The organism is Aquimarina sp. AU119, from assembly GCF_900312735.1.
Lineage (GTDB): Bacteria > Bacteroidota > Bacteroidia > Flavobacteriales > Flavobacteriaceae > Aquimarina > Aquimarina algiphila.
The window spans coordinates 231,582-257,293 of the sequence record NZ_OMPF01000021.1 but is presented as its reverse complement, the minus strand read 5'-3'; the positions used below and the strand labels follow the sequence as shown (position 1 = coordinate 257,293).

The window sequence follows — 25,712 nt, the reverse complement described above, 5'->3', positions numbered from 1 at the left end:
ACCGGGTGATGCTTGGGACTGCACCCATAAAGGCAGTCTGGTTCCTGTTGGCTCCTATGTATGTGTTATAGATTATAACGAACCGGAGCTGGGCCACGAAACAAAAATGATATATGTCAATTATTGATGTTTTCGCTTCTCTAACGGTTGACAGTAACTAACAAGAAAAGTAAAGAGGTTTTTAAAAAGAAAATAGGCGCTTTCACCAGATGTGCATCAAAAAATAATTGAGTTTGCTAAACTTGAAAAAAATACAAGCTGACCTCTTGTAGTTATACAACAAGCTTGAATATTTATATATCTATATATCAAAAAAGGAGCATCAATTAAAATGCTCCTTTTCTAACTATGGTAAAAGCTATTATTTCGAAGCCAAAATATCTACTTTTTGAATAGCTGTGGCTTTAAAGTCGTTCAACATAACAGGAGCATTTTCCATAAGTGCAGCGGCTACTTTACCGGTTAGATGGGCCTCCCTTCCGGAGTCATTGGCAAAAGTGTCAAATATAGCATACGTTGTATCGTCTAATTTAAGAGCATACCATGCTAATGTCTCGGGCTCGTCTGCTACCAGTTGCTTTCCAGTCTGAAGGAAATTTTCTACAGCCTCAGATTTTCCTGTTTTAGCATTCATAATAACCAACAATCCTTTTTTTTGAGTTCCGGGTTTATGGTTAGAAGCAATCACATTAACCGGCCGAATACTCACTTTTACATCAAAACTTTCCAATAAATTATCGGCATGAGCTAATAATGCTATTGCAACCTCACCAGTTAAATGCTCTTGTCTACCTGCTTCAACTTCAAAAGTATCATATATACCAAAAGTGCTGTCGTCTATCTGCAAAGCAAACCAGGATACCGTTTCAGGCTCTTGAAGTACTAGTGGTAATCCACTAAGTAAAAAATCTTTAACTTCCTTTTCTTTACCAACTTTGGCTTTCATAGTTACTAATAGTCCAATTGTTTCTTTCTTTCTGTGTTTCATAATAGTATGGTGTTTTGATTTAGAAAATAATTGAAAATCCCAGAATGAAGACTAGGAATACTACTTTTAATAGCATTTTTGTTTTCAATAATTTATCATTTTGTTACTGTGCAAATTTGTAACTACTCTAAAGATTGTGGAATGGACATCTGTAATTTATACATGGACGATTTTACAAAAACAACAATACGCATACGTAGTGTAGGTAATCCCAAAACTTATCTGCCAAAGAGTCGCTGTGGTGCATAAAAAAACTGATGCAATTTAACCTAGATTCATAGGCATTTTGAACTGTGGTATAGAACTCTAACCTTTAAACAGAGTCAGCACTTAACTAAAAAATGTCCTGTAAATTTTGCCTAAAAGATGAAATGAAGCAAGCGTTAACAAACTAAGACTAGACGGGCCATCGAGGCATCATAAGCAAGACTATTTCATTTTATGAACAAAGAAACAAAACCATTTTTTTGCCTTGGACTTTGGTGATACATGTTCTTAGTAAATAAGCTAAACTCCAGGAAAGAATCTTAATTAAAAATATATCAAGGCTTTCAATTTCAAATTATTTCAACCTTAACGTATAATAAAATGACACAAAAAATAATTTTGTAAAGTCCCATAAAATTCCTTTTCAGTCCCAGTTTCAATTCATTTCAGCACTTTATTTATCAAATCTGCAAAATAAGTGGAATTTTCGTTTTCAAATAAATACCAATACCAACAGGCAGATAGTTGATTTATCCATATATAGTGCAAGTTTTTCTGATAACGGTAATGTTTTGATATCAATTATTGGATATTTTTCCTGTATGGTTATTTTTTGTTTTAGAATGTTTTTTAAAAATGGATAAAAATAAACCCATCAGATGAGAAAACAATTAGAATTAATAATGCTTACCATCTTTATAGTATTGGCAGTTCTTACCGGTTATGGCCAAAATGTAGGGGACGAATTTAGCTTTGATGGCATCAAATATAGAATTACTTCTAAAAATCCCAATTCGGTAGAGGTTGTGGGACTGTCTGGAGGCATTAGGGCTTCGTGGTCCCACAACTTGACAATCCTCAAAAATATCTTTTTTAAAAATCAAATCTATGACATTACCGCTATTGGAGAAGATGCTTTTAATCGTCGTGACCAGATCTCTCTAGAAGTTTCCACGGACAAGTTGACCGAAGTAACCTTCGAAAGTCCAAGCAATGTGACAGTTATCGGGGCTAGTTCTTTTGCCTATAATCGATTGACAGAGGTAACCCTGCCCGAAAGTGTAATCAGTATTGGCAGGTATGCTTTTTACGATAATAGATTGACTGGTGTGATCATACCCAATAGTGTGACCAGTATTGGTCGGTATGCTTTAGCCTATAACCGATTAACCAGGGTAACCATATCCAAAAATGTGACCAGTTTTGGCATGTATGCTTTTTGGGACAACGATTTGACCAAGATCATCATACCTGCCTCGGTGACCTATACAGGGAATTCGACTTTTGCGAACAACCCAAACTTAGCCACGGTAGAGGTAAAACCCACCGATCCACCAACACTCCATACAGCTACCTTTCTAGATTTGAATGGCACCGATCTTCGTAACCAAATAAAACTTATAGTGCCCCTTGGGAGAATACAAGCTTATTTGGATAATGGATGGACGGGGTTTAAATCCATATCCGATGGTAGCACGTCGGTCATAGGTGCGCCCGAAGATGACTGCTTTATCATCTCCCCCAACCTGACAAGAGATAAGGTACATATTAACCTGCTGGGGCCGGGATAAGAATTAAAACAAGTAAAGATTTAATTGAGAAAATAGTGATTGCAGATAGGTAGGATGTTTAAGGCACGTTTGATCAAAAGAATCAAGAGGTTTTTCAAGAATTGGTTGACGGATTTAGTAGACTCTGGAAACAGGACGGATAATTGTTCAAGGACTGAGCAGTTGTTTAAATCAGTCTAAAGCGCCAATAGATCAATCGAACCCAAAAACACTGTGAAACTAAACCGTTGCTTTAGTCCTCACTTGCTTTTTTTGCAATTCAGCCTTTTTTGATCCAAATAATAGCTTTTGGCGCTGTTTGGTTTTTGTAAAGTTTATTAAATAATAAAGAATTAAAAATATAATTCAATGCAAATCTGTGTTATAAGAGAATAAAGTAACAATGAAAAAAAAGACATTACCAAAATATTATATGAACGAAAGAAGTATCCGGGAAACCAAAAGAACCGGAAAACAACATATGATGGAACGTTTGCAAAATGGGAATTCGGTACTGGTGGTGGTTACCAACTATGTTCCATTGACATTTGCCAGATCTCTAAATGACCGCTAATATCATGGAAGATCTGAGCCAAAATGTTCTATCCCCCAGTATCCTTATAATTCTAATAATATCGATAATTTTAGTTGTGTCGGCATTGATAAGTTGGAATATCAAATGGGTAATCAAGCAATCCATCAATGTGTTAAAAAAGATAAAAAGCAGGCGTTGAGTAATAGGCTTAGTGAATAGTTATCAAGAGAATCTAATGTAATCCTGACGTTCTTTTTTGGTTTGAGCGGAGAGTTTATCAATAAAAATAGTTTCTAATTTTGATACTAGATTTTCTGCCTCTAGCTCCTCTTCATAGGTTAGTTGATTTTGAATAATATTTTTCATGTTTTTAAAATAATTTTTGATATTCAGGTCCTGTCGTATATCCTTTTAGTAAATAACAATCTGTTTATCGAAAAAATCAAAAAAGTGTACTTGAGTTCTTAAATAATAGGATGAATAACAAAATATTAGGGATAAATAAAGTGTCTGTCTATGAAGCCAGGGTGAAGCAAACCCATTATCATGATTTTTTTGATATTAGAATGTGGTTTGGGTTAGAATCCCCTTAATAGATGTACTGAAATGAGTTCAGGTTTATTATTGACTACGATAATAATTGCATTCCTACCTTTCTTCGTCCCACTTTAAAGCAGTTTCGCCACTTTTTTTAGAATATTTTAGATAAAGAATTGATATTTGATGTACTACAGAGTTCAAGAAAAAATAAACTATGGAGGGTAATATAATCACATTATCAAATAGGGAAAAGTACTTTTTAAGATTATCTGTTCTTAATTTCGATGATCAATATATTGCAGATTTCCTCTCACTTAGAAAGGAGGATTTATGTTATGTAAGAGGTACACTAAAAAAGAAATTTAAGGCCAAAAATTGGGCAGATTTAATCCAACAAGCTTTTGAACTTGGTTTATTGAAAAAACTGGATTATGTGGACTCAACAGTAGAAAAAATAGCATTAGGGTATGCATCAAAAATTATACAGGATTTTAAAAGCATATCTTATGGATATAAAGTTCCTCAGGATACCTTGCTTGATTTTGATAATACAGTGACATCTACTTTAAAACATTTGATAATTACTTCAAAATGATACATACGCTATCAAAACTACTTAATGATAAGGAATTAATCTATTTGAGTTTAATGTATCAAGGGTTAGATAAAGAAGCTATATCCAAAGAATTGGAGTTTAATGATAATAGAAAGCATAGTTATATGGAAAAACATATTTTTGATAAACTTTCCGTTCATAATTGGCATAATGCCTTTAGGAGAGCATTCAATTTACAATTGCTGGATAGACAGGATTTTTTGTTGATTGATATTCAAAAAGAAGCTTCAACGATTTCTACAAAGATCACAGAAATTTTAAACGCTACAGAAGTTGATGATAAAGAAAAAGAACTCATAATTTATTTAGCCTTGTTATCCTTTCAAATTAAGATTGAATATAGTTATTTGTTTAAAGAGAAGCAATGATAACGACTAACCCTAAATAATATAATAAATTAAGAGAATTAGAAGGTTTTGGTGATTAGATGAACTAAATTAACCCTATGCGCTATACTAATTTACAGTTAGCGCTTTTTGTTTGGTATTTCTTGAATTTTCACTTTTTCGAACCCCTACTTTTAATACATTAACAAATCACGCAAATATTTTAATAATTGTTTAACGAGGCCACTAAAATTTAGATGAAGTGTATAGCGTTAAAAATTAAAGGTTGAAGTGTTTAAAACCAGCTAAACGCCTTCAATTTATAGCTCGAAAAACCTATATAGAAAATGGAAAAACTCCAGGATGTTCTAACAAGAACTAAAACAAAAATAGATACAGCTTTTAGAGATATTAAATTCTCCGATACTAATATGCTTGAATCTACAAATGAAGCTATGTATTACATGCTAAACTTGGGAAATGGAGGAAAAAGAATAAGACCGGCCATTGTTTTTGCGATATCAGAAGGCTTTAATGGTAATAAACAGCAAGCATTTGAATTTGCCAAAGCAGTAGAGTTTATTCATACTTATACCCTAATTATTGACGATATTCAAGACAATGATGCTATTAGAAGAAATGCGCCCACTTGTCATATGAAATATGATGTCAACACAGCTACTTTGGCCGCTTCAAGACTCTTTGAAGAAGGATTGTATCCATTTCATAAGTATTGTCAAGACATAGAGCTTTTTCGAAAATTAAATGATCAGTTGCATAAAGGGCAATGTGCAGATTTAAATGCCGAATCGTGGGCAGAAGATATGGTATCATTAAAACACTTGCAATTTATACATTCGGGTAAAACAAGTGCTTTAATACAGATAGCCATTTTAGGAGGGTGTATTTCTTGCAAACTATCAGAACAAAAAATAAATAAACTATTAGATTATGGATATTATTTAGGTCTTGCATTTCAAGCTAAAGACGATATCCTTAGTAAAACTGAAACAACAGAATCATTGGGTAAACCAGCAGGAGAACAAGCAGATGAAAATAAGCTAACCTATCCATCACTTTTTGGTTCTGTAGAAAATGCTCAAATCGAAGCCAACAAATTATCAGAAAGAGCAATAGCTTACTTAAATGAATTTGAGAACGAAAATGTAGCCGTTTTAGAAGAACTTGCAAGATTTACAGTTCAGAGGAAGCGATAATACCATCTCGAAAGTAAACACACATCTTACCTAATTGCTTTCTAGAACAAAAAGCTAAGGTGGATTTCTCGTCATATGTTTCACTAATAAATCAAAACAACATGAAAGAAGTTTTAACCCCAGAACTTATTACCAATTTACAAGAATTATCACAAACTTTAGATATCTATGATGCGATTATTTTTGACTTAGGCGATGTCCTTTTAAATTGGGATTCTATACACTTTACATCAGAAACAAAAGGAATAGATGATGTACGAAAAATGGTCAAACATCCCGTTTGGCAGGATTTAGAAAAAGGTTTAATTAATAGAGAGCTAGCCCTTTCAATGTTGAGTTGCGAATTACAAACCCCTTATAGCAAATTAAAAGAACTGCTTGAGTTAAGTGTAGGCAGTTTAAAGGTTAATGAGTTTATGCTAGGGGTGCTTAAAGCATTACATGAAAAAGAAAAAAAGATATACTGCCTTTCGAATGTTGATTTAGAATCCTTTGTCTATTTATATACTCATTTTGATTTTTGGAAATATTTTAATGGGATATACGTATCGGCTTTGTTGGAACTTAGAAAGCCAAACCCAGATATTTTTCAATATATTATTTCAAGCGCTTCGATAAACCCCAAAAACACCATCTTTATAGATGATAAGTCAGAAAACCTGCAGGAAGCAGCAAACTTTGGAATTAGTACCTTAAAATATAATAAAGATAACTTTGAATATATCGCTATAGAAAGTGATGGGCCTATACCTCTTAAAACTATAACATCAGGAGTAAGCAAGAAGAAGACATTGGGAGAAGCCTATTTGAACCTTAGGCTTCGTAAATTTCCTTTTTGCAGGAGTTTTGTAAGTAATAACGTGCAATTAATTGGAGGCGAAGATTTTTCCAAAGAAATATTTTCTACAGCGGTTATTTTACACTCGTATACATCACTTCCAAATGATATAGTAGAATCCATGTGCCAGGAGATACTTAACCATGATGGACAAAATAAATTGCGTTGGTGTTTTTACAAAAATGAAGCTAGGCCAGAAAATTTCCCAGATGATTTAGACACTACATCCATGGTGTTATCTTTTCTATTAAACCATAACAAGCTGAATAGAGAGGGTATTATACCTGTAGCAGAACAAATGATAGATAATAGAAATGTAGAAGGTGTTATTCAAGTATATTTTGATAACAATAGGCCAAGAATAGATGCTATAGTTGCTATTAATGTATTATATTTAATGCACCAAATAGGGTATGGAGAAAGAAACGAGTTAAAAGAAACTGAGGCATTTGTATTCAATTTTTTAATAAGTAATGAATACCTTAAAGGTACACGATATTACCCAGCCCCAGATGTCTTTTTATTTTTTCTTTCTAGACTAGTAGTTGACTTTCCTGATAAATTTGAAAAATTTTATAAGCCACTCACAGAAATGCTTATAGCTCGGGTAAATTGTTCAACGTTTCCATTAGAAAGAGCATTAAGAATCATTGCGTTAAAAAAGCTAGGAATTGTGAATAGAGTAGATTTTTTAAAATTATTAGATACACAATTGACAGATGGAGGCTGGCCGGTGTATGGGCTTTTTATAGCACCAAGGTCTAATACATATTTTGGAAGTAGAGAGCTTAGTACGGCATTTGCCTTAGAAGCTTTAAATTTATTGAGTTAAAACTAAGCAAAGTTTTATGGTACAGACTATTATTAATAAGCAAAATAATGAATTAGCATTTAGGTTAGAACAGTTCAGCAACCTAGATCAGTTTAAACATTTGCAAAGAAAAAATTGTTACTCTATCATCTTGTTAAGAAGTAATAGTTTTACTTTGAAAGTAGATTTCTCAGAATATCAACTCAAGGAAAATCATATCATTTGCTTGTCACCTTACCAACCATTTATGTTGAGTTCGGAAAAAGAATGCTCAGGATTTATTTTAAATTTTCATCCCGATTTTTTTTGTACATACCGCCATCAAAATGAAATAGAAACAGAAGGAGTACTTTTTGGTAATTTTCATGGCTTACCTTTTTTTAAAATAGCAGAAGAGTTTTTGTTTTTTAGCCTTATGGAGCAAATTTCGAGAGAAATGAATAAAGATTCGATTGCGCAACATGAGGTATTAGTGGCTTTTTTAAAAGTATTTCTTATTGAAGCTGTAAGACAGAAAAAGAAATTTGATAAAGATTCAGTGCTTCAATTTACAGATCGACAATCCGAAATCTTACAAAATTTAGTAAATGCTATAGAAAGTAATTATGCTAGATTACATGCCCCGCAAGAATATGCAGATATGCTATGTGTAAGTTCTAGAACTTTAGCAGCAATAGTAAAAAAATATTTAAATCAAACCCTTACATCTTTAATAACCCATAGAATTGTAGTAGCAGCCAAAAGAGAATTATATCTAACCTCTAAACCAGTAAAGCAAATAGCAGCTAATTTGGGATATGAAGATGAATTTTATTTTAGTAGATTTTTTAAAAAGAAAGTAGGTGTTTCACCAGATATTTACCGAAAGACAGTTGGGTTTGCTAAACTTGAAAAAAATACAAACTGACCTCTTGTAGTTATACAACAAGCTTGAACATTTATGGATCTATATATCAAAAAAGGAGCATCAATTAAAATGCTCCTTTACTACGGTAAACGCTATTACTTCGAAGCCAAAATATCTATCTTTTGGATAGCTGTAGCGCTAAAATCCTTCAGTATAACAGGCGCATTTTCCATAAGAGCAGCGGCCACTTTACCATTTAGGTGAGTATCCCTTCCGGAATCTTTAGTAAAAGTATCAAATATAGCATAAGTTGTATCATCTAATTTAAAACCATACCATCCTAATGTTTCAGGTTCATTATCGACCAATTGCCTACCAGTCTCCAGAAAATGTTCTACAGCTTCAGATTTTCCTGCTTTGGCGTTCATAATAACAAGGAACCCTTTGTTTTGTGTTCCAGATTTGTGGTTAGAGGCAATCACATTAACAAATTGAATGCTCGTGTTTGCATCAAAATTTTCTAATAAATCATCAGCATGAGCTAATAAGGCTTTTGCAACCTCACCTTTTAGATGGGCTTGTCTCCCGGTTTCAGTTTCAAAAGTATCATATATACCAAAAGTGTTATTGTCAATTTGAAAAGCAAACCAAGATACCGTTTCAGACTCCTGAAGTACTAGCGGTAGTCCGCCAAATAGGAAGTCTTTAACATCCTTCGTTTTACCAGCTTTGGCTTTCATGGTTACTAATAGTCCCATGGTTTCTTTTTTTTTGTTCTTCATAATATTACTGTTTTTGAGTTTAGAAAATAGTTGAATAGAAAATCCTAAAAACATGATTAAAGCTGCGGTTTTTAATAGAATTCCTGTTTGCAAAAGTTTAATATTTAATTACGGATCAAATTTGTGACTAATATGAAGATCTAGGAATGGATATCTGTAACTTATTCATGGACAATTTTACATGGATAAATAAGTATCAACATCACTAGTAGATGTAATTACAAAATACATATCATTACAAAGTAGATGTAACTTTGGTAATCTGTTTATGAATACTCATTATGCTATGCTGGTTAGTTACCATAATTTGTGTATTCTAAAAAAGTGAGTGTAAAAGTTAATCGTTAAGAATATACCATAAGGCAGTCCCAGATCTGTCATATGGATAAAGTAGAAAACTTCGAAACCCAGAAGTGTAGTTTTGATGAGGTTTTTGGGTTAATTCTTCTTGAACATATCAAAAGAAATAATCTTTCCGAGAGGGGCGTCTTTTCTTTTGGTTCGTTTTCTTTAGACCAGTAAAGAAAATGAAAATTAAAAATGATTTATCCATAAGAGTAATGAGAAGAATACACTTAGCATGTTGAAAGTATAGAAAATCGCTACTAATCTCTATTAAATTCTGTAATACAATCAAATTAGAACACTATTCAGAGCATGGTCAGTGAACAATATTGAAGTGCAGCGAAGAACCTTATAGGTTTAGTCGTTATAGTTAAAAGCACTGATAGCCCGTAATTAGCAGTGTCGAAGTATGACAATCTTATTAAAGAAAATCAATATTAAATAAGTTATCTCAAAACCCATTAAAACTGCTCAAAAAAGTTTTTAAAGTCCCATAAAATAGATTTTTAGTCCTCATTTTAACATACTTCAGCACTTTTTTTATTAGGGTAGCTAAATACGGTGAATCTTCGTCTCAAAATTGATAAGAATTGATACAATTGAAGAAACATACGGCCATTCTTTTTGGGATACTAAATTTAGCTAGCTATGCTCAGGCTCAAATAGGCAGAAATATAAACAAATCGGTAGTTGATTTGTCAGCTTACAGTGTGAGTTTATCCGATGATGAAACCATCTTGGCTGTAGGAACACATCAAGCTAATTACAACAATACCAAATCCGGATGTGTACGCATATACAAAAAAAAATCAGGAGCTTGGAGTCAAATAGGAAATGATATCAACGGCGAGGCAATAGGGGATTGGTCGGGCTATAGTGTGAGTTTATCAGGAAACGGTACTACGGTGGCTGTTGGAGCTAAGCGTAACAATGGGTGTAACGGTGAAAATTCAGGACATGTACGCGTGTATAAGAATAATGCAGAAGTTTGGGAACAAGTAGGAGGAGATATCGATGGCGAGATGCAAGGTGACTGGTCTGGTTATAGTGTAAGCTTATCTCAAGACGGTACTACGCTGGCAATAGGAGCAGTACTTAACAGTGGTAATGGTAAACATTCTGGTCATGTACGTGTGTACAGAAATACATCAGGAAAATGGTCTCAGATAGGTGAAGATATAAATGGAAAAGCAGTAAGAGATTATTTTGGGGCAAGCGTGAGTTTATCGAGTGATGGTCAAATAGTTGCTATAGGAGCTCACCAGGGTGGGATTTCATCGGGTTACGTAAGTGTTTATCAAAACGTATCGGGGCTTTGGGAACAAATAGGTAAAGATATCGTTGGATTACCAACAGATAATTTTTCAGGGTGGAATATCAGCTTATCTGATAATGGTGCTGCCATTTCAATAGCTTCATACAACAATAGTAAAGAGAAGAGGTATGGGTATGTGAGGACGTACCGCAATACGTCTAATCGCTGGGTACAACAAGGTGCAGATATAGATGATAGAATAGCAGGGTATAATCTATCAGGTTTTAATAATATGAGCTTGAGTAATGACGATACTATTACTCTTATAGGAGCCTTGGAAAAATGGGGAAATAGGAATAAACAAGTACCTATAATAAGCTATATACGTGTGTATAAATTTGAAAAGAGTTCCAATCTATGGAGGAGGTACACAAATATTAGAATATAGAAATTAAAAATGTTGTCTATATAGTGGAAGTATAGGTTGCTCCCTCAACTCCTTTCGTATTACTTTAAACATGGGGCAATGGCAGTAATATAGTAATGGGAAATTTGTTTTGATGAGTTTGGATTGAAACCTTTTTGGTGAGCAGCCTGTATACCACTAAATGGTATTATACCTGAAATAAATAAATTTTAAAAAATGTAAAAAGATGGTAAAAAAGATGGTAAAAAAAGATGTCTTTACGATGTCATTGTTCAAAGTGTTGCAAAAACCAGTTAACATATTAAAAGTATCATATCTGTTGTACTTGATTGTGTTTGTGCAGATGATATACATTTTATTTGGGATACTAAATCTAATTTACATTGGAATTTCCAGTTGGAAAAATATATAAAGCAAAAAGTATGAAATACAATCAGGAGTTACTTTTAAGTCAAAATAATACCTCACGATGCGTTTAGGTGGCCGATGAAAAAAACGCTGATAAGAAACAAAACACAATACCAAATATACTATATGTATACAAGTTTAAAGAGCATTCTAATATATGGTGTAAATAGTTAAAGACGGTATGTTAAATTGTAGAAGGTAAGTTGCTTCGATAACATTCTGACTTATTGAAAATAAATGATTGTTTAGGCAAGAGTTGGGGTGTTTAAGGGCAACTTACATACCACTTAATAAAAACAATACAATATACCCGTTAGATGTAGTGGTATTAGTATAGGTAAACACCATTTATTCGTAATCATAATGCTGTTAATTAATAAGAAAAAATGCATCAGAAATGAATACTGAAGAAGTTATTAAAAACCAATTACAATCTAAAAATAAATGGAGTCTCGTTATTTTTTCTTTGTTTTTAATGTTGGTCACTTATGCACAAAGCTTTACTGTTGGTGACATAAGATATGAGATTATTTCTTCAGCTGAAGTAATGGTTGTGGACTATACAGGTACAGCTACTAGTGTAAATATTCCCGAAACAGTGGTTAGTAATGGTATAGAATATACGTTAACTCATATTGGGAGAAATGCTTTTCAAAAAGGAGAATTGGTGGAGAGCGTTATTATACCAAATAATGTGAGAAGTATTGGGAGTAATGCTTTTGGTTGGAACCAATTGGAGCGGATAACCATACCAAAAAAAATGGAAGGTGTCGGGCTTTGGTCTTTTTTGGATAATCCAAATTATACTACTGTGCTGGTAGAGGCCAATAGTCGCCCCTTTTTTGAAGTTAAAAAGAGAAGCATTAATGAGTTTGTAGAAAATTACCGAGACGAAATGAACTTGATAGTTCTCTTAAATGACAGAAGTTTATATAAAAACCATGATAGCAGGTGGGGGTTTAAACCAATCACTGTAAGTGTGTTACAGCCTTCAGGTGATACGAATGAGCCCGGTGATTTTACAGTCTATCCCAACCCAGCGCAAGACAAAATTCATATTCAGTTAAGAGAAGGAGAAAAATTACAGAAAGTAAATATATACAATACGTTTGGTGTTCAAGTGTATTCGTCACGAAACTTGCTAATAGATGTAAGTGGCTTATATAATGGTATGTATATACTGGAAATAGCAACTAAAACAGGGGTCAAAGTGGTTAAACGAATAATTATAAATAAGATTTAAGGATAGAAGAAGTGGATAAGAAATCTTCTTTGGGAGTACAAAACTTTAATATCTCGATCTTGAATATAGTAAATCTGATTTAGGAGATAATAAATTTCCAATACTCCCATTAGACATTAGAAATAAAAAGGTAAACATTCTTTAGAAGCGACACATTTGGATCATAACGATCCTGTAAAAATGTATTATTAATAATATTATACTGTGATAAGTCCTTAAACTCTATCGAACGGTAAAAATTTTCTCAAGTTGAGTTTGTGTATCCCTAACTAAGATACCTGATGTTTTGACAAGTACGCAATTGAAGTGACTATGTGGCTTATCAAATTTTAGCCTTTAATAGTGGATCATTTCTTTTGATTTTATTTTCCAATTTCAACGTTCCCGTCAAGTACAAGTTAAGCATCAGGATATCTTAGTTTAACAACATCTTTGTCATGCAAGCATATGCTAACTAAGAATTATTGATAATACCATATTTATTTTTGATGGTATTGATGAAATACAAAATATTCAAGATTTTGTTTCTAAATTGGAAAACTTCATAACTAACTTAGAAAAAGAAGATAGAGAATTTGATATTGTTATTAGTTGCAGAAGGAACATATAAGCAAGTATTGTAAAGAATGCCTTTGGTTTTTAAGTTTTCTATTTAAAAGAATTAGTTTATCTGCTAGGAATGTAAAAAGCCCATAAATAATATACTTATAGGCTTTTGAAGGAATTTGATCAATTCTTAGTGGAGTCGGAGGGATTCGAACCCTCGTCCAAACAAGTAATACAACAGCTTTCTACATGCTTAGTTTTTGTTTAATTTTCGTCGATAAGAAAGACCAAAAACCGCCAACTTATCGCTTATTCTCAATTAAATTTCGAAATTATATCAAGATCCTATAATTTCTAGGTTTACTTTTACGATACCCCATAATCAATCGCCGTAAACCAAGGCTCTTGAGAGGTATCCTGCTTGTTCACCTTGTGAACCGAGGCACTATCCTACTAAAATTCAGATTATGCAGCTAGGGCGTAGTTATTCTCGCCGTTTAAAAAAGTGAAATAGATATTTACGAGCATTAACTTCATAGCTCGGCATGCTTACTATCCTATTAGTCTCGCTGTCAAAACCAGTCGACCCCAATAGCATTTGCTTTAATTTGATCATCATATATAAACAATATCTGTCTACTGTTTATAATTTGATTAAAAAATCAAAGGTCGGCAAAGATACGTATAATTGTCATATCTTTAGCCGCAATTTTAAATCACAAAAAACATACCAATTACATATGACCAAGTTCGGTATTATCAAAGAACGAAAAAATCCGCCAGATCGTCGTGTAGTTTTCTCTCCAAATGGCTTAAGATCAGTAGTGAGTAAGTTTCCCAAAGCTTCTTTTAATGTAGAACATTCTGATGTCAGAATTTTTAAAGATGAATCATATACAGAGGCTGGTTTTACGGTTTCTGAAGATCTTTCTGATTGTGACGTGTTGCTAGGAGTCAAAGAAGTACCAATTTCTGCCTTGATCCCTAATAAAAAGTATTTTTTCTTTTCGCATACGATCAAAAAACAACCTTATAATAGGGATCTTCTTAATGCTATTCTTAAAAAAAATATTGAACTGTATGATCATGAAGTAATCGTTGGTCAAAATGGATTTAGATTGATCGGTTTTGGGAAATATGCAGGAATTGTTGGTGCATATAATGGGTTTAGAGCTTGGGGACTTAAATATAATACGTTTACTCTTCCTAAAGCAGAAACCTTGAGTGACCAAAAAGCATTAGAATTAGAATTATCCAAAATTAAGCTTCCAAACATAAAAATAGTACTTACAGGGAATGGTAAAGTAGGAGGAGGAGCTAAAGAGATTTTGGAGGCAATGAACATCAGACAGGTTACAGTAGAAGAATACCTTGATACAATCTTTGATGAACCGGTATATGTACAGATTGATGTTTTAGATTATAGTAAACGAAAAGATGGAAAAATTCTGGATAAGAATGATTTTTATAAAAACCCGGGAGAATATGAAGGAGACTTTATGCGATTTGCAAAAGTAAGCGATATGTATATAGCGGGTCATTTTTATGGTGATGGAGCTCCTTTTATTTTTACCAGAGATGATGCAAAATCCAGAGATTTTAATATCAAATTAGTGGCAGATATATCCTGTGATATAGATGGCCCTGTAGCAAGTACAATTAGATCCTCTACAATAGCAGACCCTATTTATGGATACGATCCAGAAACAGAAACAGAAATTGATTATAAAGATCCAAAAGCAATAACGGTAATGGCAGTTGATAATTTACCTTGTGAATTGCCTAAGGATGCTAGTGAAGGATTTGGGGAAATGTTTTTGACCTCGGTAATCCCTGCATTTTTTAATGAAGATAAAGATGGGATTCTGGAAAGAGCAAGAATGACTCAAAGAGGGAGATTGACCAAAAGATATAGTTATCTTCAGGACTATGTAGATGGTAAAGAGTAATAATAAATAAATTGATTTAATACAGAGATATGACAACTCAGGAACTTGTAGCGCAAATACACAAGAAGAAATCGTTTTTATGTATTGGTTTGGACGTGGATCTAAATAAAATTCCGAAGCATATATTAGAAAAAGAAGACCCTATTTTTGAGTTTAATAAAGCAATTATAGATGCTACTCATCACCTTGCCGTGGCCTATAAACCTAATATAGCTTTTTATGAAGCTTATGGTATCAAGGGGTGGAAATCTCTAGAAAAGACCATTACTTATCTAAATGAAAATTATCCAGAAGTTTTTACAATAGCAGACGCCAAACGAGGCGATATTGGAAACACAAGTACGATGTATGCTAAAGCTTTCTTTGAGGACTTAGAGTTTGATTCTATAACTATTGCTCCTTATATGGGTAAGGATTCTGTGGAGCCGTTTCTGGCTTTTGAGAATAAACATACGATACTTTTGGCATTAACCTCTAATCAGGGAGCTTTTGATTTTCAGACAAAAGATGTTGAGGGGAAAGAACTGTATAAACAAGTTCTGGAAGTTTCTAAATCCTATGAGAATTCTGAAAATTTAATGTATGTAGTAGGTGCTACCAAGGCAGAATATTTGTCTGACATAAGAAAAATTATTCCTGAAAGCTTTTTATTAGTTCCAGGAGTGGGAGCGCAAGGAGGAAATTTGCAAGAAGTTTGTAAACATGGATTAAATAATCAGGTAGGATTATTAGTGAATTCATCTAGAGGAATTATTTATGCTTCAAATGGAATGGATTATGATAAAGCTGCGGCAAATAAAGCAAGTGAACTACAAAAACAGATGCAAGAAATTCTAAATACCACAAAATAAAAAAAAGGAACAAGATGGATATGAATATGAAAATTCTTGTTCCTTTTTCAATGTATAGAACTAACGTCTATTTGCGTTAAACACTTGTTTGGCATATCCAAATAATCCATATGCAATAAAAACAATGAAAAATGGCATTATACCATAAAAGATAATGTTTGGTAATATTGAATTCATAGCCCCAAAATTTTAATTATTAATCTTCTCTAAGATAGGGAATTTGGAACTAAAAACCTATTTTAATTATCTAGTAATTAAGTATTTAATCTTTTTTTATGATTTGTTTATATTACGTTTAAGAATATTTGGATATGATTTATATAGATCAACTAGGGAGAAAAATAGAACTCTTGGATACTCCAAAGAGAATAATTTCTTTGGTTCCTTCTCAAACAGAACTGTTAGTTTCTTTGGGATTATTAGATAATATTGTCGGAGTAACAAAATTTTGTGTGCACCCTGTATCCATAAGAAATCAGAAGACCATTGTTGGAGGTACCAAAAAGGTTAATTTTGAAAAAATTAAAAAATTGAACCCAGATATTATCCTATGCAATAAAGAAGAAAATACAAAAGAAATTGTAGAGGCATTAGAAGACGAATATCCTGTTCATGTTTCAGATATTTATTCTGTGTCAGAGGCTTTAGAAATGATTAGACACTATGGAGAGATTTTTGATAAAAAAACAGAAGCTGATCAACTTACCTCTAGTATAAATATCCAGAAAGTATCTTTTGACGATTTTATAAAAAATAAACCCCAAAAACGCGTAGCGTATTTTATATGGAGAAAACCCTGGATGGCTGTAGGTAATACTACATTTGTCGATTATATGCTTAGTGTTAATGGTTTTATTAATGTTTTTGGCGATGAAGATCGTTATCCCGAAATTTCTGAAGAAAAGCTAAGCAAAATTAAAGATTTAGATATGATTTTATTATCATCAGAACCTTTTCCTTTTTCAAAAAAACATATAAAAGAGATAAAAGCCATTTCTCCTGATGCTAAAGTTATTCTTGTAGACGGAGAATATTTTTCATGGTATGGTTCTCGTTTGGCAGATGCATTTTCATATTTCAAGACGCTTCATTAACCTGTTTTTTCAGATAAATTAGAGTCAAAGAGGTGAACATTTCTGTATAGATTGTTAAGATTAAGTAAGATTTGATGCTTTATTTTGGATATGTACACCTATTATATAAAATAAGTTCATACTTTTGATGCTTTTAAAAAATATACTTATTGCTTAATTATTCAGTATACAAACATCCTAAAAGTAAGGTATGGGTAACTTTTGTTCATGGAGCAGGAGGTAGTTCTTCTATTTGGTTTAAGCAAGTACGAGAATTTAGAAAACATTTCAATATATTATTATTAGATCTTAGAGGACATGGTAATTCTAAACCGGTTCTTAAAGACGCTTTTAATTCTAAATATACTTTTGATTCGATAACAGAAGATATTGTTGAGGTTATTGAGAAAGAAAAAATTGAGAAATCCCATTTTGTTGGTATCTCCTTAGGAACAATATTGATAAGAAATTTAGCAGAAAAATATCCTGATCTTGTATCCAGTATGATTATGGGTGGAGCAATTATGAAATTAAATTTCAGGTCTCAGGTTTTGATGCGATTAGGAGTTGTATTCAAATCTGTAGTTCCATACATGATGTTATATAAGTTATTTGCTTTTATCATCATGCCTAAAAAGAATCATAAACAATCCAGGTTATTGTTTGCTAATGAAGCAAAAAAATTATATCAAAAAGAATTTATTCGTTGGTTTAGGTTAACTTCTGAGATTAATCCATTATTACGCTTCTTTAGAGCCAAAGACATTAATATTCGAACACTCTATATGATGGGAGAAGAAGATCATCTTTTCTTGCCTACTATAAAAAAAGTAGTATCAGTTCATAAATTTTCAGAATTACTGGTAATTAAAAATTCGGGTCATGTAGTAAATGTAGAACAACCAGAAGTATTTAATAAAGAATCCATAGCGTTTATTGGTCAGTTTTAAACAACCTCTGCTATTGCCCTTCAATTTGTTTTATTTGTGCCATAATTCTATCCGCTTTTTCATGTAATTCATCACTCTTGGATTTATCTTTGAGTGCCAATTTATATGAACTCTTCATTAGTTTACAATAATTACTTTGTAATTTTTGTAATTCATTTTTATTTCTAAACCAGGCAAACATTTTTTGTTCTCTTAATATTTGCTACAAAAGTACCGGTTAATAAAAAACATCATTCTTAATTATGAGTTAACATTATCTAAAGTTGTGATAAATCTAGATAAGTGTACTTTAACTCTTGTTTAATCTTTGAATATTTTTATAATTTGGGACAGGTATTAGTCCTGTAAAGCAAATACTTTTTTCAATAAATCTGTTGTTCTGGAACTAAGCTTGGTTCTAATATCTTTTTCTTCGACAGCGATCATAGTATACACTCCTTTAAGAGCTTCGTTTGTAACATAATCTGTTAAATCAGGATTAACATTATTTGTTAATGGTATCGCATTGTATTTTTGGATAATACTGGACCAGATTTTATCAGCACCTACTTTAGAGAATGATTTGTTAATTACCGGGTTGAACTTTTGGTAAAGTTGACTTCGAGTTCTATTTTTTAGATATGAAGTTGCAGCATTGTCATTCCCAAGAAGAATTTGTTTTGCATCTGTAAATGTAATTTGTTTTACTGCATTTACAAATATAGGTGTAGCTTCTTTTACAGCGTCTTCTGCGGCTCGGTTGAGTACTTTTAGCCCTTCATCAGCAAGTTTACTTAATCCAACATCTCTTAATGTTTTGTCTACCTTTCGTAATTCTTGAGGAAGTAAGATCTTTACCAGTTGATTTCTGTAAAAACCATCTTTTAATGTAAGTTTAGCAACTTGTTTGTCGATTCCGTTATCCAAAGCTTCTCTCAGTCCATTGGCAATATCGATATTACTTATTCCAAAACCTCCAGTGGTTTGGGGAAGGCTATTTACAACTTGCTGTAGTTCTGCACAGCTTGATAATATAAAGATACACAGTAAAGCAATAGACTTTTTCATAGATGATCGAGTTATGGGGTTAACATAGTGTTGTACTAGATGGGACTAATTTAAATAATAACTATGAAAAAATAACTGTTTTGTTATTATAAACTAAAACCTTTCTTTCAATATGATGTTTAATCGCTCGTGATAATACAATTTTTTCGAGATCGCGACCTTTTAGAATAAAATCCTGTACGTTATGAATATGTGATACACGAACGATCTCTTGTTCGATAATTGGACCTTCATCAAGATCTGAAGTCACATAGTGACTGGTAGCACCAATAATCTTTACACCTCTTTCATAAGCCGAATGATAAGGTTTAGCCCCCGGGAATGCAGGTAAGAAAGAATGATGTATGTTTATGATCTTATGAGTAAACTGATCCACAAAATTAGCAGAGAGAATCTGCATATATCTGGCAAGAACTATAAAGTCAATTTTATGCTCTCTAAGAATTTCTAACTGTTGTGCTTCTGCTTCTTCTTTGGTAGCTTTAGTAACCGGAATATGTTTAAAAGGAATATTAAAAGCTTTTGCTATAGGAGCAAGATCATTATGATTACTTATAATAATGGGAATCTTTACTTTTAACTCACCCGAAGCATGCCTTCCTAAAATATCATAAAGGCAATGATCGTATTTAGAAACAAAAAGAGCCATTTTAGGCTTTTTTTCTGTATTATACATTTCCCAATGCATATTATAGTTTTTTGCAACATGAGTATTAAATAATTCTTTAAATAAAGCTAATTTTTCTTCGTCTTGATCAAACTCACATTCTAGCCGCATAAAAAACTCCTTTAACTCACGATCGACATGTTGCTCTATATATATTGTGTTCCCCTTTTTTGACAGAATGAAATTGGTTACAGTAGCGATGATTCCTTTTTTGTCGGGGCAGTTGATCAATAAAGTGGTTTCTTTCATGAAGTTTGGTTTTTTTCTGATGATAAACTTACTATTATTGAGGCTATTTCTACAAACATTTTATCCAAAGGTTGACGGTTTTACTTTGTTTTTAATCAATTAGAAATAGATTGCTGTTATCAGTGCATATTTTTTAAAAAAACAACTATAATTAGTGCTAAATTTGAACTATGAATAATGTAAATACCAAACAGGTTAAAAAAATTATATAATTCTAAAAAAATAATCCTTTTCGCTGCATATTTCGTAAATTAGCGGCGTAAAAATCACTTTTTATTGTCAATGGAACAAATAGCACCGTATACACCCAAGAATAAAGTAAGAATAGTAACTGCAGCTTCACTATTTGATGGTCATGATGCAGCGATAAATATCATGCGTCGTATTATTCAATCTACAGGAGTCGAAGTTATTCATCTTGGTCATGATCGTAGTGTGGAGGAAGTAGTAAACTGCGCTATACAAGAAGATGCAAATGCTATTGCGATGACATCATATCAAGGAGGTCATAACGAGTATTTTAAATATATGTATGATTTGCTAAAAGAAAAAGGAGCAACTCATATCAAAATATTTGGAGGAGGTGGCGGAGTAATACTTCCAGAAGAGATTAAGGACTTAATGGATTATGGTATTACACGTATATATTCTCCTGATGATGGAAGAGAGCTAGGGTTACAAGGAATGATTAATGATCTGGTACAACGCTCTGATTTTCCTATAGGAGATAACCTTAATGGAGAAGCAGATCATTTAGCAGAAAAAGAAATAGGTGCAATTGCACGAGTTATTTCTGCTGCAGAAAACTTTCCTGAAATAGCAAAAGATGCTTTAGATAAAATTCATATCAAAAATAAAACCTCTAAAACCCCAGTACTTGGAATTACTGGTACAGGAGGTGCAGGAAAATCCTCATTAGTGGATGAATTGGTTCGTCGATTTTTAATTGATTTCCCGACAAAAACTATAGGATTGATTTCTGTGGATCCTTCTAAGCGAAAAACCGGAGGAGCTTTATTAGGAGATCGAATTCGAATGAATGCTATTAACTCCCCGAGAGTATATATGCGTTCACTGGCAACCAGACAATCTAACCTGGCATTATCAAAATATGTGGCTGAAGCAATAGAGGTATTAAAAGCTGCAGAATTTGATATCATCATTCTGGAAACATCGGGAATAGGACAATCAGATACCGAAATCTTAGAACATAGTGATACTTCTCTATATGTAATGACTCCCGAGTTTGGGGCGGCAACACAATTAGAAAAGATAGATATGTTAGATTTTGCTGATCTGGTAGCTATCAATAAGTTTGATAAAAGAGGTTCTCTGGATGCTTTGCGGGATGTAAAAAAACAATATATGCGTAATCATCAGTTGTGGGATATTCCACAAGATGAGTTACCTGTATACGGAACTATTGCTTCGCAGTTTAATGATCCGGGAATGAATACACTCTACAAGGCTATTATGGATAAAGTCGTAGAGAGGACAGGTGCAGCACTTCAATCAGATTTTCATATTTCTAAAGAAATGTCTGAAAAAATATTTGTGATCCCTCCAAGTAGAACCCGATACTTATCAGAAATTGCAGAAAACAATAGAGCATATGATAAAACAGCAAATACTCAAGTAGAGGTCGCTCAAAAATTATATGGAATTTATAAAACAATTTGTAGTGTTGCAGATATTCATTTTCTTGGTTTATCCAAAAATGGTATAGACGATGATGGGTTGAGAGATATAAAAGATGATGATAAGAAAGTATTCTTAAAATTACTTTTAGCAGAATTTGATAGAGTAAAACTTAACCTTGACCCTTATAATTGGGAAATTATTACAGGTTGGGGAACCAAAGTCAAAAAATATAAAGATCCTATCTACTCATTTAAAGTAAGAGATAAGGAAATAAAAATTGAAACACATACAGAATCGTTATCACATAGTCAGATTCCTAAAGTAGCATTACCCAAATATGAAGCTTGGGGGGATGTTTTAAAATGGTGTTTGCAAGAAAATGTTCCTGGTGAGTTTCCGTATGCTTCAGGGCTGTATCCTTTTAAACGTACAGGAGAAGATCCGACTCGAATGTTTGCAGGTGAAGGAGGTCCAGAACGAACGAATCGTCGTTTCCATTATGTAAGTTTAGGAATGCCGGCCAAACGTCTTTCTACTGCATTTGATTCGGTAACATTGTATGGAAATGACCCTGATCATAGACCTGATATATATGGTAAGATTGGTAATGCGGGAGTTTCTATTTGTTGTCTTGATGATGCTAAGAAATTGTACTCTGGCTTCGATTTAACTCATGCCATGACTTCGGTAAGTATGACGATCAATGGACCAGCACCTATGTTGTTAGGATTCTTTATGAATGCTGCAATTGATCAAAATTGCGAGAAGTATATTAAAGAGAATGACCTAGAGACAGAAGTAGCCGAAAAAATCAATAAAATTTATAAGGAAAAGGGAGTAGAACGCCCAAAATATCAAGGTGAATTACCAGAAGGTAATGATGGACTTGGATTAATGCTTCTTGGGGTTACAGGAGATCAGGTTTTACCAGCTGAGGTGTATAACGAAATTAAGGCGACCACCTTAAATACTGTTAGAGGAACTGTGCAAGCAGATATTCTTAAAGAAGATCAAGCACAAAACACATGTATTTTCTCTACAGAATTTGCGCTTAGATTAATGGGAGATGTGCAAGAATATTTTATAGAAGAACAAGTACGTAATTTCTATTCGGTATCTATATCCGGATATCATATTGCAGAGGCAGGAGCAAATCCTATTACTCAATTAGCACTAACATTGGCAAACGGATTTACATATGTAGAGTATTATCTAAGCCGCGGAATGGATATCAATAAATTTGGACCTAACTTATCTTTCTTTTTCTCTAATGGTATTGATCCAGAATATGCCGTGATTGGTAGAGTAGCACGTAAAATTTGGGCAAAAGCCTTAAAACATAAATATGGAGCTAATTCTAGAGCACAAATGCTAAAATATCATATTCAGACTTCTGGTCGTTCATTACATGCTCAGGAGATTGATTTTAATGATATTCGTACTACACTTCAGGCATTGTATGCAATTTATGATAATTGTAACTCTTTACATACAAATGCATACGATGAGGCCATTACTACGCCAACAGAAGAATCTGTACGTAGAGCAATGGCAATACAGTTGATCATTAATAAAGAATTAGGGCTGGCTAAAAACGAAAACCCAATTCAAGGATCATTTATCATAGAAGAACTGACAGATTTAGTAGAAGAAGCTGTGCTAGCAGAGTTTGATAGAATCACAGAACGAGGAGGAGTATTAGGAGCTATGGAAACCATGTATCAGCGTAGTAAGATACAAGAAGAAAGTTTGTATTATGAAACATTGAAACACAATGGGGAGTTTCCAATCATTGGAGTAAATACATTTTTAAGCTCTAAAGGATCTCCAACAGTAACGCCAGGAGAAGTAATTCGTGCAACTGAAGAAGAAAAACAATATCAGATTACAATGCTAAACGAGTTGCAGAAGGGAAATACTGATGTTACAGCAGAATTGCTAAAAGATTTGCAACAAAAAGCAATCAGTAATCAAAACATCTTTGAAGCTTTAATGGAAGTTTGTAAAAAATGTTCGTTAGGACAAATTACAGCTTCCCTATTCGAAGTAGGAGGACAGTATCGACGTAATATGTAATGATAAGCATAAACCTAAATAAAAAGTCTCGTTTTGCAAAAAACGAGACTTTTTATTTATAAGAATTTTGAATCGACTTAAACTACCCGAATAATGATCATACTTTCTTAGAGTTTGTTTTTTTCTTCCATACATGATTTAGGCCTGCCAGGGACTTTATAACATTTCCTTGCATACAAGAATAGACTCCTTGCACCAATGTTGTATTTCCCGGCAGCAGGGGGACATACTAACCTTACAGGGAAACCTAAAACCTGTGCAGGGGAGCATACTAATCTTACCGGGAAGCCTAAAACCTGTGCCGGGGAATATGAATACATTGCCGGGAAGCTTAAAAACTACTATAGGGAGATGTTAAATACTTGCTGGGGTGAGCTATATCAGGATTTTTTGATTTTTATAAACTGCCAGACTACTTTTGAACACAATTATAATCTGTATAAATTACAATACTGATCTCAACTTGCTTATAGATATTGATAATGATCAAAATTTCAATACCTTTAGACGTAAATGACTAATCTGTGTTTAATACAATAGAATATACTGTAACGGCTATTGTTTGTCTTATTTCGGCAGTTGTAATTCAACGTATATTTAGCAAAGAAAAACTTAGAGGAGCTGATGTTAAAGCTATTCAAGGGATTATGTGGTTTGGTTTAGCCATATTTGTATGGGGTTTAGGAGCTTTAGTTAATCTGATTATGGTGGTAGCCTTGCAATGGTCACCTACGAATAAGGTTCTTATCTATTTTGGAGTACTAATTTCATTGGCGAATTCATTATGTATTATGCTATCACTCCCTTCTATAGAACATCCCAAAAAGCCAGGAATTATTGTTCGATTAGTAGAACGTTTTAGCGCGCGAGAATTTGTAAGTCTCTTTTGTGGTGTTTTAGGGATGATCACTTTTGTTTTTATAACGGCTTCTTATGGTAATCCTGAAATAAGCAATAATTTTATCTGGTTAATCGATATTCCGATCTCTATATTAGTTGCAATATCATTACTTTATGAACTCAATAAAGCTTTTGTTGGTAGGCAAATGAAGTTTATGTATTTGCCAACATTTGCACTCTTTGTTCTTATTGTGATAGCAGTTTCACATCGAATGATTCCGCAGGATAGAGTTTTGCAATTTATAGATCAGGAGTTTTGGAGAACGCTTGGTAGTATTACAGCGATTTCATTTAAATTTCTTTTTATTCTGTTATTCTCAATACTGCTGTACAGTTGGAAATTTCTATCCGAAAAAGAACAACAGCAAAGTTTAACACAAAATCTGGAAGTTCAAAAAGCCAAACTTGTAAGAGATAATGAACAATTGAAATTAGCAAACGAAAGTCATTTGGATACCATTAAACGATTAAAAAATGACCTGGAAACTATTAAAGCTACCTCCAAGATAGAGCTTTCTGAACGACAAAAAGAGGTTTTAGGATATCTTGCACATTTTGGAAATCATAAGTCATATACCGAGATTGCCCAGGAAATGCATATTAGTACTGATGGGTTACAGACTCATATTCATCAAATCAAAAAGATGCTTAATATAAGCGGGGCAGGAGGTAAAGAGCAATTAATCGCCTTTGCAAAAGCAAATAGTTTTCTTAAGTATACTTCACTAAAAGACAATACGTAACCGCATGGTTAAGCATTTAGGAGTTGAATTTTGAATAGTGCTTAACCTTTTGTGGTGTTTATTTTTAGGGCAATTTGCTCTGAAA

At 33.1% G+C, this 25,712-nt stretch carries 22 protein-coding genes and 1 other RNA gene; 16 read left to right on the top strand and 7 right to left on the bottom strand.

Going from position 1 to position 25,712, the window contains the following annotated elements; genetic code table 11:
• Positions 1 to 361: 361 nt before the first annotated feature.
• Positions 362 to 988 (bottom strand): putative quinol monooxygenase, encoded by a 627-nt coding sequence (locus tag DK442_RS17825; protein WP_109437253.1) that lies wholly within the window; start codon positions 986 to 988, stop codon positions 362 to 364.
• 866 nt (positions 989 to 1,854) lie between these two features.
• Between DK442_RS17825 and DK442_RS28795 the strand changes: the two genes are divergently transcribed.
• Complete coding sequence (locus DK442_RS28795; RefSeq protein ID WP_109437252.1) at positions 1,855 to 2,766, top strand: leucine-rich repeat domain-containing protein; 912 nt, start codon at positions 1,855 to 1,857, stop codon at positions 2,764 to 2,766.
• Between the two features lie 382 nt (positions 2,767 to 3,148).
• Entirely contained in the window at positions 3,149 to 3,319 is a 171-nt protein-coding gene (locus DK442_RS28280) for a hypothetical protein (RefSeq protein ID WP_160114246.1), read from the top strand.
• 183 nt (positions 3,320 to 3,502) lie between these two features.
• On the opposite strand, the gene DK442_RS28275 is transcribed toward DK442_RS28280, so the two are convergent.
• A complete protein-coding gene (locus DK442_RS28275; RefSeq protein ID WP_160114245.1) occupies positions 3,503 to 3,646 on the bottom strand; it encodes a hypothetical protein in 144 nt (47 codons plus the stop codon).
• Between the two features lie 388 nt (positions 3,647 to 4,034).
• Between DK442_RS28275 and DK442_RS17815 the strand changes: the two genes are divergently transcribed.
• From DK442_RS17815 to DK442_RS17795, 5 genes are all read left to right on the top strand, one after another.
• A complete protein-coding gene (locus DK442_RS17815; RefSeq protein WP_109437251.1) occupies positions 4,035 to 4,415 on the top strand; it encodes a hypothetical protein in 381 nt (126 codons plus the stop codon).
• Positions 4,412 to 4,804: a hypothetical protein gene (locus DK442_RS17810; protein ID WP_109437250.1), complete on the top strand. Its 393-nt coding sequence runs from the start codon at positions 4,412 to 4,414 to the stop codon at positions 4,802 to 4,804. Before DK442_RS17815 ends, DK442_RS17810 begins: the two co-directional genes overlap by 4 nt.
• A 305-nt stretch (positions 4,805 to 5,109) precedes the next feature.
• Positions 5,110 to 5,979 (top strand): polyprenyl synthetase family protein, encoded by an 870-nt coding sequence (locus DK442_RS17805; protein ID WP_109437249.1) that lies wholly within the window; start codon positions 5,110 to 5,112, stop codon positions 5,977 to 5,979.
• Positions 5,980 to 6,080: 101 nt separating this feature from the next.
• Positions 6,081 to 7,649 carry an HAD-IA family hydrolase gene (locus DK442_RS17800; RefSeq protein ID WP_109437248.1) on the top strand — a complete coding sequence of 523 codons (1,569 nt, stop codon included), beginning with the start codon at positions 6,081 to 6,083 and terminating at the stop codon, positions 7,647 to 7,649.
• A 16-nt stretch (positions 7,650 to 7,665) separates the two neighbouring features.
• Positions 7,666 to 8,535 carry a helix-turn-helix domain-containing protein gene (locus DK442_RS17795; protein WP_109437247.1) on the top strand — a complete coding sequence of 290 codons (870 nt, stop codon included), beginning with the start codon at positions 7,666 to 7,668 and terminating at the stop codon, positions 8,533 to 8,535.
• 95 nt (positions 8,536 to 8,630) lie between these two features.
• Here DK442_RS17795 and DK442_RS17790 read toward each other — a convergent pair whose 3' ends face one another.
• A complete protein-coding gene (locus DK442_RS17790; protein ID WP_160114244.1) occupies positions 8,631 to 9,257 on the bottom strand; it encodes a hypothetical protein in 627 nt (208 codons plus the stop codon).
• A gap of 944 nt (positions 9,258 to 10,201) precedes the next feature.
• On the opposite strand from DK442_RS17790, the gene DK442_RS17785 reads away from it, so the two are divergent.
• Positions 10,202 to 11,305, top strand: coding sequence for a hypothetical protein (locus DK442_RS17785; RefSeq protein ID WP_160114243.1), 1,104 nt, complete (start codon positions 10,202 to 10,204; stop codon positions 11,303 to 11,305).
• Between the two features lie 784 nt (positions 11,306 to 12,089).
• On the top strand, positions 12,090 to 12,935 hold the full coding sequence (locus DK442_RS17780) for a T9SS type A sorting domain-containing protein (protein ID WP_109437244.1): 846 nt from the start codon (positions 12,090 to 12,092) through the stop codon (positions 12,933 to 12,935).
• A 737-nt stretch (positions 12,936 to 13,672) separates the two neighbouring features.
• On the opposite strand, the gene ssrA is transcribed toward DK442_RS17780, so the two are convergent.
• Positions 13,673 to 14,071, bottom strand: a transfer-messenger RNA (tmRNA) gene (ssrA, locus tag DK442_RS17775).
• Between the two features lie 150 nt (positions 14,072 to 14,221).
• Here ssrA and DK442_RS17770 point away from each other — a divergent pair.
• The 4 genes from DK442_RS17770 (at position 14,222) to DK442_RS17755 (ending at position 18,304) form a co-directional block, all read left to right on the top strand.
• The gene (locus DK442_RS17770) at positions 14,222 to 15,430 is read left to right on the top strand and encodes an NAD(P)-dependent oxidoreductase (RefSeq protein ID WP_109437243.1); all 1,209 of its coding nucleotides are present in this window, start codon (positions 14,222 to 14,224) and stop codon (positions 15,428 to 15,430) included.
• A gap of 29 nt (positions 15,431 to 15,459) precedes the next feature.
• Positions 15,460 to 16,281 carry an orotidine-5'-phosphate decarboxylase gene (gene pyrF / locus DK442_RS17765; RefSeq protein ID WP_109437242.1) on the top strand — a complete coding sequence of 274 codons (822 nt, stop codon included), beginning with the start codon at positions 15,460 to 15,462 and terminating at the stop codon, positions 16,279 to 16,281.
• Positions 16,282 to 16,592: 311 nt separating this feature from the next.
• A complete protein-coding gene (locus DK442_RS17760; protein ID WP_109437241.1) occupies positions 16,593 to 17,375 on the top strand; it encodes an ABC transporter substrate-binding protein in 783 nt (260 codons plus the stop codon).
• Between the two features lie 149 nt (positions 17,376 to 17,524).
• Positions 17,525 to 18,304: an alpha/beta fold hydrolase gene (locus tag DK442_RS17755; RefSeq protein WP_109437240.1), complete on the top strand. Its 780-nt coding sequence runs from the start codon at positions 17,525 to 17,527 to the stop codon at positions 18,302 to 18,304.
• Positions 18,305 to 18,314: 10 nt separating this feature from the next.
• Here DK442_RS17755 and DK442_RS17750 read toward each other — a convergent pair whose 3' ends face one another.
• The 3 genes from DK442_RS17750 to purU all read right to left on the bottom strand — a co-directional run bounded on the left by DK442_RS17750 (position 18,315) and on the right by purU (position 20,267).
• Positions 18,315 to 18,485 carry a Lacal_2735 family protein gene (locus DK442_RS17750; RefSeq protein WP_109437239.1) on the bottom strand — a complete coding sequence of 57 codons (171 nt, stop codon included), beginning with the start codon at positions 18,483 to 18,485 and terminating at the stop codon, positions 18,315 to 18,317.
• Between the two features lie 155 nt (positions 18,486 to 18,640).
• Positions 18,641 to 19,351: a DUF4197 domain-containing protein gene (locus DK442_RS17745; protein WP_109437238.1), complete on the bottom strand. Its 711-nt coding sequence runs from the start codon at positions 19,349 to 19,351 to the stop codon at positions 18,641 to 18,643.
• Between the two features lie 61 nt (positions 19,352 to 19,412).
• Positions 19,413 to 20,267, bottom strand: coding sequence for a formyltetrahydrofolate deformylase (gene purU, locus DK442_RS17740; protein ID WP_109437237.1), 855 nt, complete (start codon positions 20,265 to 20,267; stop codon positions 19,413 to 19,415).
• 282 nt (positions 20,268 to 20,549) lie between these two features.
• Between purU and DK442_RS17735 the strand changes: the two genes are divergently transcribed.
• From DK442_RS17735 to DK442_RS17725, 3 genes are all read left to right on the top strand, one after another.
• The gene (locus DK442_RS17735) at positions 20,550 to 23,984 is read left to right on the top strand and encodes a methylmalonyl-CoA mutase family protein (RefSeq protein ID WP_109437236.1); all 3,435 of its coding nucleotides are present in this window, start codon (positions 20,550 to 20,552) and stop codon (positions 23,982 to 23,984) included.
• Between the two features lie 198 nt (positions 23,985 to 24,182).
• On the top strand, positions 24,183 to 24,440 hold the full coding sequence (locus DK442_RS17730; protein WP_109437235.1) for a hypothetical protein: 258 nt from the start codon (positions 24,183 to 24,185) through the stop codon (positions 24,438 to 24,440).
• A gap of 68 nt (positions 24,441 to 24,508) precedes the next feature.
• Complete coding sequence (locus tag DK442_RS17725) at positions 24,509 to 25,627, top strand: hypothetical protein (RefSeq protein WP_109437234.1); 1,119 nt, start codon at positions 24,509 to 24,511, stop codon at positions 25,625 to 25,627.
• The last annotated feature ends 85 nt before the right edge of the window (positions 25,628 to 25,712 follow it).

Excerpts from the sequence above, each read along its gene's own strand:
- DK442_RS17750 (WP_109437239.1), bottom strand. The coding sequence starts at position 18,485 with ATGTTTGCCTGGTTTAGAAATAAAAATGAATTACAAAAATTACAAAGT.
- purU (WP_109437237.1), bottom strand. The coding sequence starts at position 20,267 with ATGAAAGAAACCACTTTATTGATCAACTGCCCCGACAAAAAAGGAATC.
- DK442_RS28275 (WP_160114245.1), bottom strand. The coding sequence starts at position 3,646 with ATGAAAAATATTATTCAAAATCAACTAACCTATGAAGAGGAGCTAGAG.
- DK442_RS17795 (WP_109437247.1), top strand. The coding sequence starts at position 7,666 with ATGGTACAGACTATTATTAATAAGCAAAATAATGAATTAGCATTTAGG.
- pyrF (WP_109437242.1), top strand. The coding sequence starts at position 15,460 with ATGACAACTCAGGAACTTGTAGCGCAAATACACAAGAAGAAATCGTTT.
- DK442_RS17800 (WP_109437248.1), top strand. The coding sequence starts at position 6,081 with ATGAAAGAAGTTTTAACCCCAGAACTTATTACCAATTTACAAGAATTA.
- DK442_RS28280 (WP_160114246.1), top strand. The coding sequence starts at position 3,149 with ATGAAAAAAAAGACATTACCAAAATATTATATGAACGAAAGAAGTATC.
- DK442_RS17745 (WP_109437238.1), bottom strand. The coding sequence starts at position 19,351 with ATGAAAAAGTCTATTGCTTTACTGTGTATCTTTATATTATCAAGCTGT.
- DK442_RS17730 (WP_109437235.1), top strand. The coding sequence starts at position 24,183 with ATGTTGTATTTCCCGGCAGCAGGGGGACATACTAACCTTACAGGGAAA.
- DK442_RS17810 (WP_109437250.1), top strand. The coding sequence starts at position 4,412 with ATGATACATACGCTATCAAAACTACTTAATGATAAGGAATTAATCTAT.
- DK442_RS17815 (WP_109437251.1), top strand. The coding sequence starts at position 4,035 with ATGGAGGGTAATATAATCACATTATCAAATAGGGAAAAGTACTTTTTA.
- DK442_RS17770 (WP_109437243.1), top strand. The coding sequence starts at position 14,222 with ATGACCAAGTTCGGTATTATCAAAGAACGAAAAAATCCGCCAGATCGT.
- DK442_RS17825 (WP_109437253.1), bottom strand. The coding sequence starts at position 988 with ATGAAACACAGAAAGAAAGAAACAATTGGACTATTAGTAACTATGAAA.
- DK442_RS28795 (WP_109437252.1), top strand. The coding sequence starts at position 1,855 with ATGAGAAAACAATTAGAATTAATAATGCTTACCATCTTTATAGTATTG.
- DK442_RS17805 (WP_109437249.1), top strand. The coding sequence starts at position 5,110 with ATGGAAAAACTCCAGGATGTTCTAACAAGAACTAAAACAAAAATAGAT.
- DK442_RS17780 (WP_109437244.1), top strand. The coding sequence starts at position 12,090 with ATGAATACTGAAGAAGTTATTAAAAACCAATTACAATCTAAAAATAAA.
- DK442_RS17760 (WP_109437241.1), top strand. The coding sequence starts at position 16,593 with ATGATTTATATAGATCAACTAGGGAGAAAAATAGAACTCTTGGATACT.
- DK442_RS17790 (WP_160114244.1), bottom strand. The coding sequence starts at position 9,257 with ATGAAGAACAAAAAAAAAGAAACCATGGGACTATTAGTAACCATGAAA.
- DK442_RS17735 (WP_109437236.1), top strand. The coding sequence starts at position 20,550 with ATGGAACAAATAGCACCGTATACACCCAAGAATAAAGTAAGAATAGTA.